The 17379-nt window shown below is 69.5% G+C and carries 8 protein-coding genes and 2 pseudogenes; 4 read left to right on the top strand and 6 right to left on the bottom strand.

From position 1 onward, the window contains the following. Positions 1 to 12: 12 nt before the first annotated feature. The 5 genes from C5708_RS04690 to C5708_RS04670 form a co-directional block, all read right to left on the bottom strand. Entirely contained in the window at positions 13 to 3417 is a 3405-nt protein-coding gene (locus tag C5708_RS04690; RefSeq protein WP_242918375.1) for a glycosyl hydrolase, read from the bottom strand. Between the two features lie 34 nt (positions 3418 to 3451). Next, the gene (locus C5708_RS04685) at positions 3452 to 4726 is read right to left on the bottom strand and encodes a sugar MFS transporter (RefSeq protein ID WP_242918373.1); all 1275 of its coding nucleotides are present in this window, start codon (positions 4724 to 4726) and stop codon (positions 3452 to 3454) included. A 184-nt stretch (positions 4727 to 4910) separates the two neighbouring features. Next, positions 4911 to 7541 carry a TonB-dependent receptor gene (locus C5708_RS04680; protein ID WP_242918371.1) on the bottom strand — a complete coding sequence of 877 codons (2631 nt, stop codon included), beginning with the start codon at positions 7539 to 7541 and terminating at the stop codon, positions 4911 to 4913. A 187-nt stretch (positions 7542 to 7728) separates the two neighbouring features. After that, positions 7729 to 8874 carry an FMN-dependent L-lactate dehydrogenase LldD gene (lldD, locus tag C5708_RS04675; RefSeq protein ID WP_242918369.1) on the bottom strand — a complete coding sequence of 382 codons (1146 nt, stop codon included), beginning with the start codon at positions 8872 to 8874 and terminating at the stop codon, positions 7729 to 7731. Positions 8875 to 8878: 4 nt separating this feature from the next. Next, positions 8879 to 10282: a carbohydrate kinase gene (locus tag C5708_RS04670; protein WP_242918367.1), complete on the bottom strand. Its 1404-nt coding sequence runs from the start codon at positions 10280 to 10282 to the stop codon at positions 8879 to 8881. Positions 10283 to 10395: 113 nt separating this feature from the next. Between C5708_RS04670 and C5708_RS04665 the strand changes: the two genes are divergently transcribed. From C5708_RS04665 to aac(3), 4 genes and pseudogenes are all read left to right on the top strand, one after another. Continuing rightward, a complete protein-coding gene (locus tag C5708_RS04665) occupies positions 10396 to 12486 on the top strand; it encodes a bifunctional rhamnulose-1-phosphate aldolase/short-chain dehydrogenase (protein WP_242918365.1) in 2091 nt (696 codons plus the stop codon). A gap of 26 nt (positions 12487 to 12512) precedes the next feature. After that, entirely contained in the window at positions 12513 to 13805 is a 1293-nt protein-coding gene (locus C5708_RS04660; protein WP_242918363.1) for a TIM barrel protein, read from the top strand. A 98-nt stretch (positions 13806 to 13903) separates the two neighbouring features. Then, positions 13904 to 14686: a DeoR/GlpR family DNA-binding transcription regulator gene (locus tag C5708_RS04655; RefSeq protein WP_242918361.1), complete on the top strand. Its 783-nt coding sequence runs from the start codon at positions 13904 to 13906 to the stop codon at positions 14684 to 14686. A 77-nt stretch (positions 14687 to 14763) separates the two neighbouring features. Next, positions 14764 to 15600: pseudogene (aac(3), locus tag C5708_RS04650) on the top strand (aminoglycoside 3-N-acetyltransferase). A gap of 38 nt (positions 15601 to 15638) precedes the next feature. Here the strand turns inward: aac(3) and C5708_RS04645 are convergent. After that, positions 15639 to 17091, bottom strand: a pseudogene (locus C5708_RS04645) (FAD-dependent monooxygenase). Positions 17092 to 17379 lie beyond the last annotated feature (288 nt).

The raw sequence follows: 17379 nt of genomic DNA, 5'->3' as shown, positions 1-17379 counted from the left end.
CGGGCCCTCAGGCTACGGCGTCACCGCCGTGAGGGTGACCGGCCCCAGAAGGCCCGATGGGCGGAGCGGCGCGCCGGGGACATAGGTCGGGACGACGGTGAACGTCACCTTCTTGGCCCCCGGCTGGGTGTCGCCGATCAAGCGGTTGACCCACGGATTGGCCACCTTGATCTCCAGCGCGTTGCGGCCCGCCTTCAGCACGTCGGTGACGTCGAGGCGATAGGGCGCGTGCCAGACCTGGCCCACGCGCGCGCCGTTGACGAAGACCTCGGCCAGGTCGCGCACCTCGCCCAGATCGAGCACGATCCTGCCGCCCTTGAGATCCGAGGCCTTGACCGTCAGGTCGCGGCTGTAGGTCCCGACGCCGGAGAAGTACTTCACCCCGGGGTCGGCCGCGTCGGACCAGGACGACAGGGCGTCCAGCGTCACCCCGGCCGGCGCGCCGCGCCCCTGCTCGAAGGTCAGCTTCCACGGGCCGGAAAGCTCGGAAAGCCGCGTCTCCTTCGGCGCGGGAACGACGAGCGAAGCCGCGGCCGCTGTCTTGCGGAACACCACGTGCACGGCGTCGTCGGCCAGCAGCGCCAGCGGCACCACCGTCACGCCGTTCTCGATGCGGTAGGACAACGGCTCGGTCTTGCCGGTTTCCGGCCGCCATAGCTCGGGGACCTTGCCGGCGACGCGGAAGCGGGCCTCCAGCGTCTCCGGTCGGGCGAGACGGTTGTTGACGAAATAGGAGTCGCCGTCGTCCAGGCGGCGGTGGACGAAGCGGACGTCGGCGTCGGGTTTGGCCGCGCCGGCGTCGAAGTCGCGGGCCAGCCCCATGGCCGCCAGGGCCTTGTCCGGATGGTCGACGGCGAAGACGCGGCCCTTGCCGAAAGCGGCTTCCGTCTTGCCCGCCGGCCAGAGGTCGTCGGCCAGCCGCTTGTACTCGACGGGGTCGTCGGCCAGGGCGGGCGAGCCCTCGGGCCGGACGCCGGCGACGCTCAGCCCCGCCTCGACCAGGCCGTGGACGCGCCTGAGCACCGCCAGCGACATCCGCCGGCTGGAGCCGCCCAGATACAGCAGCTGATAGCTGGCGCCGCTCTTGGCGACCAGCGCGCCCTCCTTCACCTCCAGGCTGTTCAGCAGCAGCTCGGAATTGACGAAGTCGAAGGCGTAGCCGTGCGGGGCGTCGGTCATTTCGGCGTCGACATAGAGGCCGGTGAGCGGGGCCTCCTCGCCGCTGAAATAGGCGACGTCGGCGAAGAAGCGCCCCTGCTGGAGCATGAAGGCGTTGCGGGACATGTAGTCGACCCACGGCCCCGCCATCTCGGCCCAGGTCTCGTTCCGGTTGAAGTACTGGCCGAAGATCGACAGCGACAGGCCCGGCTTCTTGTCGGTCAGCGGCTGGTGGACCGAGGTGTGGATCACCGGCCGGTTGACCCCGAGCACGAACTCCAGGTCGATGGTCGACTTCAGGTCGCGGGGCGTGAAGGCCCAGGGCGACATGGCGGCGGTCATGGATTCGGCGGCCACCAGGTTCTGGCCATAGAGGTGAGCCACCGACGCCGCGCCCCGGATGTCGGCCAGATAAGACGGCTTGGGCCCGACCTTGCGGTCGTAGGTCCACATCGCCGCCATCGGGATCGAGGTGTAGCGGCGCATCTCCAGGTCGTCGCCGAGCGACGGACGGCCGTCCTCCAGCGCCTCGCCGTAGTTGAAGAGGCCCCGCTCGCGGGCGACGGCGGCCACGGTCCCGTAGTGATGCTCGGCGTGCAGTTCGGCCAGGGTCTTGCGGAAATCGTACAGGAAGGCGTCCGACCGCGCCCCGTCGCCGATCACCGCCCCGGTCAGCGACGGCAGCCACGGCGTCGCGTCATAGCCGCGCCGGGCCTTGAACGCCGCGAGAATGTCGCCGGTCCAGTTCTGGGGGCCGACCTCGGTGGAATCGTTAAGCAAGGCGACGACGCCGCGCTTGCCCATCAGGTCGGGCCCGAGGAAGCTCTTGTAGGTGTCGAGATAGGTCTCCAGGTACGAGCGCACCGCCGTCTTGTCGAGTTTGTCGACCTCCAGGCCGGTCGCCTCCAGCGTGGCCGGATGGTTCTCGGTGCCGGTCAGCGAATAGCCGAGCCGCAGGACGCGCCAGCGCCCCTTGGGCGGCGTCCAGTCGAGCTTGCCGTCCGGCTTCATCTTGGCGGTCAGGTCGACCACCGTCTCGGGCGCCGGCCCCCGCGACGACGCCCGGTCGGCGCGTTCGAGGGCGTAGTAGTCGGTCGCCACGGCGAAGCCGGCCTTCACCTCGCCGTCCTGCACCCTCTCCTCGTCGGAAAGGACGAACTTCGAGATCGAGAAGGCGGGCTTGGCGGGCGGCGCCTTGACGCCGTTGGCGTTCAACAGGGCGAAGACGGCCGCCAGGTCGGCGCCCGGCGCGGCCGCCGCAGCGATGTTGAACGACTTGCCGCGCGCGTGCGAGAGGACCAGGCGATAGTAGCGCGCCGTCGTCGGCTTGAAGCTGGTGGTCTGCTGGTGCGACGCGCCGGTCGCCAGGTCGGCGACCTTGCGGAACGAGACGCCGTCGTCGCTGGCCTGGAGCTCGGCCTTGGTCAGATCGCCGACGAAGCGGTCGGCGGGGGCGGTCCCCAGCACGGCCGAGCGTACGGTGCGCGGGGCGTGGAAATCGTACTGCACCCAGCCCGTGCGGTCGGCGCTCTCGGTCACCGCGACCTTGGTGGTCAGGCTGTCGTCGAGCAGCGCCTCGACCGCGATCGGGCCGGCGCTGGAGGTCGCGACGGGGGCCGCCGCCGGCTTTTCCTCGGCGATGCGGTAGGCGACCACCGCGCTGTCGGCGAAATAGGTCGGCAGGGGCTCCGGTCCCTGGTGGCCGAACACGCCGCCGACCTCGGCGGGAATGTCCTGGAACGGCCCGGTGACCGAAGGCGGGGCCTTGAGGACGCCCTTGAACGGCTTGCCGCCGTCGATGTCCGTCGCGCTCCAGACCAGCTTCTTCATCGCGTCCTTGGGCTTGACCCAGGGACCGCCGGTCTCGCTCCAGCCGGGCGACGAGGCGATGGCCAGTTCGAGCCCGAGCTGATCGGCCAGTTCGGCGGTGTGCCGGAACGCCGCCTTCCACTCGGGCGTCATATAGGCCAGCCGCTTGTCGACCACCTGCGGCGTGGCGAGGTTGGCGTCGAAGTTCTGCAGGCCGCCGATGCCCACCCGCTTCATCCAGCGCAGGTCGAGGTCGATCCCCTCCTGGGCGACGTTGCCGTTCATCCAGTGCCACCAGACGCGCGGGCGCGCCGAGTTCGGCGGATCGGCGAAGCCGTCGGACAGGCTGTCGGCCCTGGTCGCCAGGGGCGCGCACAGCGCCGTCCCGGCCAGGAGCGCGACGGTGAGCAGCGACAGGGCGCGGCCTCGGATCTCGGTCTTGCGGGTCATGGTTTCCTCCGGATGGGTTTCGCGGCGGCGGCGATCAGGTGGACGGGTCGGCCGGCGGCGCGGCGCGCGCGCCCTTCCAGCCGTAGAGCGCGACCACGGCGAAGCAGGCGGCCGGCAGCAGGAAGGCGGCGGGCGTGCCGTAGAGTTCGGCGATCTTGCCCATCGGCCAGGGCAGCAGCACGCCGCCGCCGATGGCCATGACCATCATCGAGGCGCCGCGCTTGGTGGCCCCTCCGAGGTCGGCGACGCCCAGGGTGAAGATGGTCGCGAACATGGTGGACATGAAGAAGAACACCGCCACCAACGCGACGGCGGCGATCTTGGGCGCCCCGGTCGCCACCACCAGGCACAGAGCGAGATTGGCTAGGCCGTAGACGGTGAGGATCGCCCGCGGGGTGAAGCGCAGCAGCAGCGCCGTCGTCACGAAGCGGCCGATCAGATAGGCCAGCGTCGCCGCCGACAGCAGGAAGGCGCCGTGGCGGGAGGTGAGTCCCGACCAGCTCTCGGTGACGAGGTTGATGAAGAAGGCGCCGATCCCGACCTGGGCGCCGATATAGAGCGCCTGGGTGACCACGCCGAACACAAAGTGGGGCCGGGCGAGGAGCGAGCCCCCGCCCTTCGCCCCCGCCTCGCCCAGGACGGTGTCGGGGCCGTGGTGCGCGTCGTGGATCTCCGGCAGGCGGGCGCGAGAGACGACGGCGGCGAAGATGAGGACGGCGACGCCGATGACCAGATAGGTGGCCTGCACCGCGCCCTGGTCGCCGCCGGTCGAGGCGGCCGGACCCTTGAAGAACAGCGTCCCGCCGATCAGCGGCCCGAGGAACACGCCGAGGGCGTTGAACGACTGGGCCAGATTCAGGCGCCGCGAGGCGTGCTCGGGCGGGCCCAGCACGTTGACATAGGTGTCGGCCGCCGTCTCCAGACAGCACAGGCCGCAGGCCAGCATGAACATCGAGCCGACGAACGCGGGAAAGCTGGCGGCGTTCGCCGAAGGGATGAACAGGAACGCCCCAACGGCGGTCAGCATCAGCCCGAAGACGATGCCGAACTTGTAGCCCCGCTTCTGCAGCAGCCAGCCCGCCGGCAGGCTGCAGACCAGATAGGCGCCGAAATAGGCCATCTGCAGCCAGGTCGACTGGGCCTTGCCGACATGAAGGGTTTCCTGGAAGTGCTTGTTGAGGACGTCGAGCAGGCCGTAGGCCAGCCCCCAGACCACGAAGCAGGCGATGGCGAAGGCGAGCGGGCCCTTCAGGTTTGCGCGCCCCGCGACCCCGGTCGCGCCAGGCGCGGCGTCTGTTTCGATGACCATGGAATCCTCCCCGGGATGTCCGCGCCTCTCGGCGTTCGCCTTCTGTGGGTCCGACGCCCGCCTTCTCCGAGCGGGTCGAGGGCTTGGAACTGGATACGTCGCGCCGCCTGGATTTGCGCCCCCTCGGGGAAAAAGTGGCGTGGACGCCGAAGCGCCCACGCCGACGCCCGAGGGAGGCGAAGCCTTAGAAAGTCGCCGTCAGGGTGACGAAGAACGACCGGGGTTGGATCGGCACGACGGGAAGCAACTGGTTGGGATTGGCCTGGTAAGCCGCCTTGGTTAGGCCCTGCCGGTCCAGCGCGTTCAGGAAGCCGCCGCCCCGGGCCCAGGACATCACCCCGAACTCGTCGAACAGGTTGTTGATGTTGGCCTGGAGCTTGAGGGTGTCGTTGAACCGCCAGCTCGCGCCGACGTCCACCGTCGTATAGGCTGGCAGGTAGAAGGCGTTGTAGTTGTTGGCCGCCCGCTCGCCCATGTAGTTGACCGTGCCGAACACCGAGGCCTGGGTGACCGGCCGCCAGGTCAGGCCGCCGCGGAACATGATCTTCGGATTGTTGTCGGCGTCGCCCGACGGGATCTTGGTCAGGACGTCGTCGGAGCCGTCGCCCTTGGCCCCCTGGGTCCAAACCGAATAGCCGCTCTGCTTGGGGTTTTGCAGCGTCAGGACGGCGTTGCCCTTCAGGGTGTCGGTTAGGGTGGCGTTGGCCGAGACCTCGACCCCGTAGGTCTTGATCTCGCCATAGGCCGGCGGCGGCGAATAGCTCTGCCCCAGCGACGGGCCGCTCAGATAGGTGAAGGTCTGCGCCGTCGCGATGTTCGACAGGTGGCTGTAGAACGGGAAGACCTGAACATCGAGCCCGCTGCGGTGATACTTGAGGCCGATTTCGACCTGCTCGATCTCCTGCGGCTTGGGGAAGACGGTGGCGATCTGGCCGGGCGTATTCAGGCCGGCCATGATGCTGAAGTCCGGCGCCTTCTTGCCGCTGGTGTAGCGGATATAGGCGTCGAACTGGTCGGTGAACTTGTAGGCCGCCGATCCCGAATAGCCGATGAAATCGAAGGACCGCTTCAGCGAATAGGGCGCGGTGGGGACGTTGATCCCGTTGTCGTAGAGCGTCAGCGGGTCGCCGTCCGCCCCGCCCGTGGACAGTATGCTGCCCGGAGGATTGGTGAAATTCTGGAAGTCGAGCTTGTAGGTGATGGTCTCGTAGCGGGCGCCGATGTCCAGCGACAGCCGGTCGTTGACGCGCCAGGTGTCGCCCACGAACAGTGAATACTGGTCCTGATCGCCGGAATACATCGGCGACGTCAGGCGGCCGAAGCGCGTGAAGCCATGTGGGTCGGTGACCTGATAGGTGCGCCCGCCCGGCGTGGTGTAGGTCACGTTCATCATGACCGGATTGGCCTCCAGGGTCGCCCAGCCGAGGCCGGCCCCGTAGGCGGTGGAGCTGAGCCGGGCGATCGAGGCGTAGCCGCCCACGGCCAGATGGTGGCCGCCGACCTCCTTGGTCAGGGTGATCTGGTCGACGAAGTTGCGGGCGTGGAAGGTCTGGTCGAACGCCGCCTCGGTCAGGCCGCCGTTCTTGAGCACGTCGGAGCCGGGCAGGTTGCTCGAAACCACCTGGCGGTCGAGGCCGGTGACCGAGCGGACGGTGGCCAGCACCGCCCCCGTGCGGGAATTGGTGTAGGTGAAGGTGCCCGGCAGGCCGACGGTGCCGTCCAGGGCGGTGACCACGAAGTCGGTGATGGCCAGCGGGAAGATCACCGCGCCGGTGTTCCAGTCGGCGCTCTTCTGCGAAACCCGCAGGCGGTTCTCCAGGGCGAAGCCGGCGCCCAGGTCCTGGTTCCAGTTGGCGCCGAAGGACAGCTCGCGGGAATGGACGAGGTTGCTGGGGTCCCAGCACCGGCGGCCGCCGGTGATGGCGCTGTAGCAATGCGCGGCGTCCTTCGGCGCCAGCACCGAACTGGTCTTGGAGAAGCCGGGCGCGATGTGCGGATCGTCGCCGCCGAACGACGGCGTGAACTCGAACCAGCCGTTGTGGTCGTCGAGATACTTGGCGGTCAGCAGCAGTTGGCCGCCGTCGTACTTCCACAGCAGGTTGCCGCGGATCTGCCCCCCGTCGTTCATCGGATAGCCGGGGTTGCGGGCGCCGTCGCTGCGCCGATAGAAGCCGCCGACCGCGTAATAGAGGTCGCTGTCGCCGATGCGGCCGCCAGCGTAGCCGTCGATGCGGTAGTAGGGGTTCTTGCCGTCGCCCTCCAGGCCGTACTTGGCCTGCACCTGCATCCCGGGGTCCGATTTCCCGGTCTTGGAGATGTAGTTGAAGATGCCGCCCGGCGCGTTCGGCCCGGTGACGACCGCCGTCCCGCCCCGCAGCCCTTCGAGATGGTTGAGCATGATGTCGGGGCGCGAGAAGTAGTCCGGCCCGAAGTTGGTCGAGGTGATCAGCTCGACCGGCAGCCCGTCCTCCTGCATGGACACGTAATAATAGCCGCCGGCCCCGTCGAGCGAGTTGGCCGAGACGCCGCGCGAGAACACGACGTTGCGGACCTCGCCGAGCGCCGAGTTCACGAACACGCCGGGCACGTTCTTCAGAAGGTCGGCCGACGAGATCGGCGGCTGCTGCTGGATCTGCTCGTTGGTGATGGCCGCGATGGAGATCGGCGCGCGCTCGACCTTGGTGGCGCCGAACACGCCGGTGACGACCACGACCGACAGCTCGGTCACGTCCTGGTTCGCCGCGCCCTTCTGGGCGGGAGCCTCTTCAGCGGCGGCGACCGCATGCGCGCCCAGTCCCAGCGCCAGAGCGATCACGGACGCGCGAAATCGGAGATTCCTCGACATTTCTTCCCTCCCAGCTTGTTTTTCGGCGGTCGTTTTCCACGCCGCTTTCGCTAACTATTTTTCGATAATGACGGACAGTCAACATCAAATCGAACAAAATACGTCAAAGATTGCGAACGACACACACATATCGATCATTATCAATCACAATGGCCGGCTAGGCGATGTCCAGGGCTTCCGGCCCGAGGGCGTCAATATGGCGGACGCCGGTCAGGGCCATGGCGACGCCCATCTCCGCGCGGATCAGGTCCAGCACATGCGTCACGCCGCGCCCGCCCCTCCCGGCCAGGGCGTAGGCCCAGGCGCGGCCGAGAACGACCCCCTTGGCCCCCAGGGCCAGCATCCGCACGACGTCGAGGCCGGACCGCACGCCGCCGTCGGCCAGTACGGCGAGGTCGCCGCCGACGGCGTCGGCCATGGCCGGCAGGGCGCGGACCGAGGACTTGACGCCGTCGAGCTGGCGGCCGCCGTGATTGGAGACGATCAGGCCGTCGCAACCGAGCCTGACCGCATCGCGGCCGTCCTCCGGATCGAGCACGCCCTTGAGGATGAGCGGGCCGTCCCAGTTGGCGCGCACCCATTCGAGGTCGCGCCAGGTGACCGACGGATCGAAGTTGTTCCGCATCCAGGCGAAGAAGTCCTCCAGCCCGGTGCGCCCCTTGAGCACTGGCGCGACGTTGCCGAGCGTATGCGGCCGGCCGAGAAGGCCGACATCGAGGGCCCATCCCGGATGCAGCAGGGCCTGCATGGCGCGGCGCGCGTCGCCGGCCAGGCCCGAGGCGCCGGCCAGGCCCGAGCGATGGTCGCGATAGCGCGTTCCCGGCACCGGCATGTCCACGGTGAACACCAGGGCCGAGCAGCCCGCCGCCTTGGCCTTGCGCAGCAGGTCGGCCATGAAGGCGCGGTCGCGGATCATGTAGAGCTGGAACCAGAACGGCCGCGCGGTCCCCGCCCGCACCTCCTCGATCGAGCAGGCCGAAACGGTGGAAAGGCAGAAGGGAACCCCCGCCCCCTCGGCGGCGCGGGCGGCCTGGACCTCGCCCCGGCGAGCGTTCATGCCGGCGAGCCCCACCGGCCCGAGGACGACCGGCAAGGCCAGGTCCTGGCCGAACAGCCGGGTCGAAAGATCGATGTCGGAAACGTCGCGCAGCACACGCTGGCGAAGGGCGACGGCCGCCAGGTCCTCGCGGTTCCGCTTCAGGGTGATCTCGTCGTAGGAGCCGCCGTCGATGTACTCGAACAGGAACTTCGGCAAGCGGCGGCGGGCGAGTTCGCGATAGTCGCCGATGGAGGCGGGCTTCATGGCGTCAGGCCTCCCCGGCGATCCGGGCGCGCCAAAGCGCGCGATAGGGTTCGAGCGGCAGGTCGAGCGGCGCGATCCGCCGCAGGGCGGACCTCGGCGCCAGGTCGGGAAAGACCAGCCGCAGCGCCCCGAACGGCACGTCGTCGTGGGCGTTGGAGACATAGACCGCCGTCTCCGGCCGCAGGGCGGCCAGCGCGCCGACGAACACCTCGGCCTCGGCGAAACGCCCCTCGACCAGGACCCGCTCCCGGGCCCCGATCAGGTCGAGACAGGCGTCGCTCATCAGGGCGAGGTACAGACCAAGCACGGCCCGCTTTTCCTCAAGGGTTTCAGGCGGATTGAGGAATATCCCGTCGCGGTCGGGGAAGGGACCGAAGCCTGGCGCGAAGGTCGGCAGCACCATCGCGCCGGCCGCCATCAGCCCGGGCAAGGCCCGGATCAGGGCCTGCGGATCGTAGTTGTCGGTGATGTGGAAGCTGTCGAGACCGGCGATCGTCTCGGCCTCCCGCCCGCCCATGAAGCGGGCCGACGGGGCGGGCCGCCCGCGCGCGTCGACATTGACGAGGCAGTCGCGGCCGGCGTCCAGCCGGGGCGGCTCGCCCGGGGCCGGGCCCAGCGAGCGCATGGCCACGAACCATGTCCCGGTCGAGAGGATGGCCGCGTCGTTCTCGGCGATCTCGGCGTGGCCCCGCGCCGCGAGCAGGGCGGAATTGGAATCGTGCAGGCCGCACAGCACCTCGCAGTCGGCGGGCAGGCCCAGGGCCGTCCATTCGCCGGTGACCCGCCCGAGCACGTCCGCCGCCTTGCGGATCGGCGGCAGGCGCCGCGCCCAGCCGCGGCGGACGGCGAGATCGGACGGCGCCGCCTCGACCGGGCGCCACAGGTCGGTGTGGCAGCCCAGGCTGGTCACCTCGCTCGCCAGCACGCCGCAGAAACGATGGGCCCAGTATTGCGGCCACAACACGATCTTCACGTCGTCGGGCCAGGGGCCTGTCAGGCGCTCCAGATGAAACAGCTGAAGGCCGAGATTGAGCCCCTGCGGCAGCAGGGGCGACCCCGTCGCGGCGAAGGGGTCCCGCTCGGCCGCATAGGCCCGGCGCGTCTCCGGCGGGACCTCGAGCTCATAGTCCATCGGCGGGGCGTAGAGGTCGTCTCCGCGCATCAGGACGGCGGCGGCGGCGTGCGTCACCGGCGCGATGCGCTCGACGCGGCCGAGCCGCGCCATCTCGCGCACGGTGTCCGCGACGAAAACCTCCAATCCGTCGAGATCGAGCGAGGGATAGTCGCCGCCCGCCTGCGGAACGTTGGCGCGGGCCCGCCGGGCCACGCAGGCGCCGGCGCGGTTCCACAGCGACATCTTGGCGTTGGTCTTGCCCACGTCGAGGACAAGGGTCAGGCCGCCCTCCATCCGCTTTCCCCCATCAGATCGTGACGATAACTTATCGATTATGATTGCTTCGCACCATACGGCGATATAAGTTTTTCGAAATTGACGCTCAAATGCAAATCGTAGGTAGGAACGTGCCCCAATCCGCCACTCCGTTCCGGATTCCCGCCAATCGCTGGTCGGCCGAGGAGGCCGCGTCGCTAACCCCTGAAGGCCTCCTGCTCTATCGCTCGAATCTGCTCGGTTCGGACCTGACGGTCACCAATTTCGGCGGCGGCAACACCTCGGCCAAGCTCGACGCCAAGGACCCTCTGACCGGCGAGACCGTCACGGCGCTGTGGGTCAAGGGCTCGGGCGGCGACATCGGCTCGATGAAGCTGGACGGCTTCTCCACCCTTTATCTCGACAAACTGCTCGGCCTCGAAAAACTCTATCGCGGCGTGGCGTTCGAAGACGAGATGGTGGCCTACCTTCCCCATTGCACGTTCGGCCTCAATCCGCGCGCGGCCTCGATCGACACCCCGCTGCACGCCTACCTCCCCTTCGCCCATGTCGACCACGTCCATCCCGACGCCATCATCGCCCTGGCCGCCTCCACCGGCGGCGAGGCGGCGACGCGGGAGATCTTCGGCGGAAGCGTCGGCTGGCTGCCCTGGAAACGCCCCGGCTTCGATCTCGGCCTGACGCTCCGCGACTATGTGGCGGCCAATCCCGGCCTGCGCGGGGTGATGCTGGCCGGGCACGGCGTCATCTGCTGGGGCGACGACGCCAGGGCCTGCTACGACAACACCATCGACCTGATCGCCAAGGCCGCCGCCCATCTGAACGCACGGCTGGTCAAGGGGCCGGCGTTCGGCGGCGAGGCCGTCCCGGCCCTCGCCCCGGAAAGCCGCGCCAAGATCGCCGCGCGCCTGGCCCCGCGGCTTCGCGGCCTGATGGTCGGCGAGCGGTCCAAGGTCGGCCATTTCAGCGACACGCCGGAAACCCTGGAATTCGTCGGCTCGAAGGCGTTCGCCCGGCTGGCGGCGGTCGGCACCTCCTGCCCCGACCACTTCCTGCGCACCAAGATCGCGCCCCTGGCGCTCGATCCGGCCAGGATCGACGACGACGCCTATCTGGCCGCCGCCCTCGTCGAATACCGCAACGGCTATCTCGCCTATTACGGGCGCAACGCCGGCCCGAACGATCCCAAGGTCCGCGACCCCAACCCGGTGGTCGTGCTGCTGCCGGGCGTCGGCCAGCTCACCTTCGCCGCCGACAAGACCACCGCCCGGCTCGCCGGAGAATTCTACGCCAACGCCATCAACGTCATGCGCGGGGCCGAGGCGGTCGGCGACTATGTCGGCCTGCCGGAATCGGAAGCCTTCGCCATCGAATACTGGGCGCTGGAGGAGGCCAAGCTCCAGCGCATGCCCAGGCCGAAACCCCTGGTCGGCAAGATCGCCCTCGTCACCGGCGGCGCCGGCGGCATCGGCGCGGCGACCGCGGCGCGACTGCTTTCGGAAGGCGCCTGCGTGATGCTGGCCGATATCGACGCCGCCAGCCTGGAGGCCAAGCGCGCGGAGCTGGCCAAGGTCTTCGGCGGCGACGTGACGCGCGCCGTCCCCTGCGACGTCACCGACGAAGCCTCGGTCCAGGCGGCCTTCGACCTGACCGCGCGGGAGTTCGGCGGCCTCGACATCCTGGTGGCCAACGCCGGCATCGCCTCGTCCGCCCCGGTCGAGGAGACCTCGGTCGCCCTCTGGCGCAAGAACTACGACGTGCTGGCCGAAGGCTATTTCCTCGCCAGCCGTTCGGCCTTCCCGCTGATGAAGCTGCAGAAGACCGGATCGATCGTGTTCATCGGCTCGAAGAACGCCCTGGCGGCGACGCCCAACGCCTCGGCCTACGCCTCGGCCAAGGCCGCCTCGCTGCATCTGGCCCGCTGCCTGGCCCTGGAAGGCGCGCCCCACGGCATCCGCGTCAACGTCGTCAATCCCGACGCGGTCATCCGCGGCTCCAAGATCTGGGACGGCGACTGGCGCAAGGAGCGCGCCGACGCCTATGGCGTCGATCCGGGCGACGAGCTGGAGGCCTTCTACCGCGACCGCTCGATGCTCAAGCGCAACGTCCTGCCGGAGGACATCGCCGAGGCGGTGTATTTCCTGGCCTCCGACGCCTCGGCCAAGTCGACCGGCAACGTCGTCAACGTGGACGCGGGCAACGCCCAGGCGTTCACCCGATAAGAACACGCGTACAGGGAAGAACGACCATGAACGGCCTGCCCCTTTCCACCGACCAGATCGCCGCCCACAACGCCCGGCACGCCGAGGCCCTGGCCGACGACTATGACGGCCTCGGCCGCGCCCTGGCGCGGCGCGGCCTCGACATCGGCGCGATCACCGACAAGGCGGCCGGGTTCTCGGTCGCGATCCCCAGCTGGGGCGCGGGGCGCGGCGGCACCCGCTTCGCCAAGTTCCCCATCCCCGGGGAGCCGACCAGCATCCACGAGAAGCTGGAGGACTGCGCCGTGGTCAACCAGCTCTGCCGCGCCACGCCGCGCGTCTCGCCGCACTTCCCGTGGGACCGCGTGTCGGACTACGGCGCCCTGCGCCAGGAGGCGGCGAGCCTCGGCCTGGCCTTCGACGCGATCAACTCCAACACCTTCCAGGACCAGCCGGGGCAGAAGCATTCGTACAGCGCCGGCAGCCTGGCCTCGACCGACAAGGCCGCGCGCGACCAGGCGGTGGCCCACAATGTCGACTGCATCGAGATCGGCGAGAAGCTGGGCGCCCGGGCCCTGACGGTGTGGATCGGAGACGGCTCCAACCTGCCCGGCCAGCAGCATCTCGGCGCCGCGCTCGACCGCTACCTCGACAGCGCCGCCCAGATCTACGCCCGCCTGCCCGGCGACTGGCGCATGCTGCTGGAGCACAAGATGTTCGAGCCGGCCTTCTATTCCACGGTGATCGCCGACTGGGGCTCCAGCATCCTGGCGGCCAAGGAGCTCGGCCCCAAGGCCCAGTGCCTGGTCGACCTCGGCCACCATGCGCCCAACACCAATATCGAGCAGATCGTCGCGCGCCTGCACCGCTTCGGAAAGCTGGGCGGCTTCCATTTCAACGATTCGAAATACGGCGACGACGACCTCGATTCCGGCGCCATCAACCCGCACCAGCTGTTCCTGGTGTTCAACGAACTGGTCGAGGCCGAGCTCAATCCCCTGGAGGGCTTCGACCCGGCCTACATGATCGACCAGTCGCACAACGTGACCGACCCGATCGAGAGCATGCTGTCCTCGGCCGAGGCCATCCTGACCGCCTACGTCAAGGCGACGCTGGTCGACCGCGAGGCGCTGCACGCCGCCCAGGAAGCCAACGACGCGATGCTGGCCTTCCAGGCGCTGCGCACGGCCTACCGCACCGACGTCTCGCCGATCATCGCCAGGGCGCGCACCCAGGCGGGCGGCGCCTACGACGTCCTCGCCCTCTACCGCGAAAGCGGCTGGCGCGAGCGCAAGGCCCAGGAGCGCAAGCCCGTCGGCCTCGGCGCTGGCATCGTCTGACCGGTTCCTTAGGCGAAAATGCGCGAAGTTGACGGCTTGCTGTTGCCGACGCTCGCCGATGCATCAACAATGAGGGCGAGAACCACGAAAGCGCCTCCATGCACGTCGCCGAACGCGAACAGCTGATCCTGAAGCTCCTCGAACAGAGGGGCTTCATCGGCTTTCAGGAGCTGGACCAGAAACTCGACGCCTCGGCGGCGACCATCCGTCGCGATCTTGAGCGGATGGCGGCCCAGGGCCTCATCGAGCGGGTGCGCGGCGGCGCCAAGCTGCCGGCGCTGGAAGGCGGCCTGGGAGAAAAGCAGAACCTCACCGGCATCTCGTTCCACGAGAACCTCAGCCTCAACCGCTCGCAGAAGGAGGCCATAGGCCGGGCGGCGGCGGCGCTCTGCGCGCCGGGCGAGGCGGTGATCATCGACGGCGGCTCGACCACCCTGCAGATGTGCCCGCACCTCGAACCGCTGGGCCTGCAGGTGCTGACCAACTCGCTGCATATCGTCAGCGCCCTGCTGCAACAGCCGTCGACCCGCGTCTCGGTGCCGGCCGGCGGCCTGTTCCGCGAACAGAACATCATCCTGTCGCCCTTCGAGGACGACGGCATGGGCCGTTTCCACGCGACCCGGCTGTTCATGGGCGCCGCCTCCGTCGGCCGGCACGGCCTGATGCAGGCCGACACCCTGCTCGTCCAGGCCGAGCGCCGGCTGCTCGACCGCGCCGAGGAGATCGTCGTGCTGGTCGATTCCTCCAAGTTCCGCGGTCCGGCCGGCCATCTGGTCTGCACGCTGGAGGATATCGACGTGGTGGTGACCGACCGCGGCGTCGACGCCGCCGACAGGGCCATGCTGGAAAACGCCGGCTGCCGGGTGATCATCAGCGACTGACCCGCGCCGCCTGGAAGCCATCGAAGGGGCCCCGGCGGCGTTGACGCCGGCGCCGCCCTGGTCGAGCATTCGCCCGCATGTCCGACAACGTCCCGCCCTTCAAGACCCGCGCTTCTCTGCGCGCCGACCTCGCCCGGCTGGGCGTGCGTCCCGGCGACGTGGTGATGGTCCACGCCGCCATGAGCAAGGTCGGGCCCCTTCTCAACGGGCCGGACGCGCTGGTCGGCGCCCTGCTCGACGCCGTCGGCCCGGACGGCTCGCTGATGGTTTATACCGACTGGGACAGCGTCCACGACGACCTGCTGGACGAGGACGGCCGCGTCCTTCCCGAATGGCGCGATCATGTCCCCGGCTTCGACGCCTCGACCTCGCGCGCCACGCGGATGAACGGCGTCATCGCCGAGTTCGTCCGCACGACCCCCGGCGCGCGCCGCAGCGGCAATCCGGGCGCTTCGATGGCGGCGCTGGGCCGGCTCGCCGACTAGCTGACCGCCGACCACCCGCAGGACTACGGCTACGGCCGAGGCTCGCCGCTGGCCAAGTTGGTCGAGGCCGGCGGCCGCGTGCTGATGGTCGGCGCGCCCTGGGACACCATGACGCTGATCCACCACGCCGATCATCTGGCGCGGGCGCCGGGCAAGCGCGTGCTGCGCTACGAGGTTCCCTTCGCGCAGGCCGGCGGCAAGACCTGGCGGTTCATCGAGGAGTTCGACACCACCGAGCCGGTGCTCGACGGCATGCCCGAGGACTATATCGAACAGATCGTCCGGGCGATGGTCGCCGAGGGCGGCGGAACCCAAGGGCCGGTCGGCGACGCCCCCTCGCTGCTGGTCGACGCCGCGCCGACGCTGGCCTTCGCCGTTCGTTGGCTCGAACGATGGGCCGAAGAGAACGGCGCGGCCGGCGCCGCCTAGGGCGCGCGGGCGGTCATCCCCCCGCGCCGCCCGGCGGCCTACGACAAGGCCGGCGGCCCGAACCAACGGCCCAGCGCCTCGGTCAGCCCGGACCAGCCGGCGTCGCCCGCCCAGGCCACATGCCCGTCGGGCCGGACCAGCACGGCCCCGGGGGCGGGCGCCGCGTCGAGCCCCGGAAGCTCCCACACGCCTTCGCAGCGGGCGTCGACCCGCCGGACGCGATCCGCCCAAGGCGTGAGATCGAAGGCGCCCAGTTCGCCGAAGTTCAGCAGCACCGGCCGCGCGTCATGCAGCAGCGTGAAGACCCGCAGCGGGCCGTCCTCTGCGATCAGGTCGAGATCGGGCATGCGACGCCCGAGCAGCGGATGCCCCTCTCCGAGGTCGTAGCGGATGTCCAGGCCGGACATCATCGCGGCGAACCGCCGGCGCGGCTCGTCCATGCCGAGAAGCTCGCCGATGGCGTCGCGCAGGGCCGTCGTCCGGTCGTCGTCGCGGCGAAGGGCGGCGCACGCCATCGCATTGCGCAACACCCGGGCGCCGACCGGGCGCCGCTCGGCGTGGTAGGTGTCGAGGAGGCCTTCGGGCGAGATCCCCTTGACCACCTGCGCCAGCTTCCACCCCAGGTTCACCGCGTCCTGCACGCCGGTCTGGAGGCCCTGCCCGCCGTCGGGGGGATGCACGTGGGCGGCGTCGCCCGCCACCAGCACCCGCCCCTTTCGATAGGCGGCCGCCTGCCGCGCCGCGTCGGTGAACCGGGAGATCGAGACGGCGGACCGCACGCCGTAGTCGGTCCCGTAGGCGTCGATCAGCGCCGCGCTGAGATCGCCGAGAGTGGGCTCGGCGTTGGGCCCGGGGCTCCGCTCGGTCACCAGCACGCCGATCGGCCCGTGATCGGCGTAGACGATCTCGCCGTCGCGGATTTCATACTCCACCGGGGCGAGGGCGTGGGTCCCGACGGCGTCGCGGCGGACGCCCCATTCCGGCGGCTTCTCGGCCAGTTCCGCCACGGCGATCAGGTTGCTGATTGTAGGCTCCGATCCCGGGAACGCGATGCCGGCGGCCTTGCGGACCAGGCTGCGCCCGCCATCGCACCCCACCAGATACTGCGCCCGCATCGAGCGGCCGTCGCTCAGTTCGACGTCCACGCCGGCCTCGTCCTGCACGAAGCCGGTCACCTCCAGGCCGCGATAGATCCTCGCTTCGAGCTCGTCGACCCATCCGGCCAGGATGCGTTCGATATGCACCTGCCGCAGTCCGAGCCCGTAAGGGTGGCGGGTGGGGAAATCGCCGATGTCCAGCCGGGTCCCCGCGAAGTAGGCGACCTGCGCCTTCTGCCCCTCGGCCAGGAAGCGGTCGGCGAGGCCGCGCTGGTCGAGGATTTCGAGGGTGCGCGTGCAGCCCGCCGGCGCGCGAACCGACGAGGTCCTGGCTGGGGCGTCGCTCGACGATGGCGACGTCGACGCCCGCCAGCGCCAGTTCGCCCGCCAGCATCAGCCCCGTCGGGCCGCCGCCCGCGATGATCACCGCATGCTCGTCGCGGGCATGGACGCCCCCGTTCGATCCGTCGAGATTGGCCATACCCCGTCCCCTGCGTCCGCGGGACCGGGTTCAAGACCGCGGTCCCTGCCGTTGAGGGGCCTGTAATCTGCGCACAAACGGCCGGTCGGCAATTCTTGATCTGAACTCGTTTGTCCCCAGATATGAACCGAGCGAGGCGATGGTCGACAGATCACGCCACGGCCGAAAGAGCCGGCTCTCTCCCTCATGCATGGACCCCCG

The organism is Caulobacter sp. CCUG 60055 (assembly GCF_022750545.1).
In the GTDB taxonomy this organism is placed as follows: Bacteria; Pseudomonadota; Alphaproteobacteria; order Caulobacterales; family Caulobacteraceae; genus PUIC01.
This window is presented reverse-complemented; position numbering and strand designations above follow the sequence as displayed.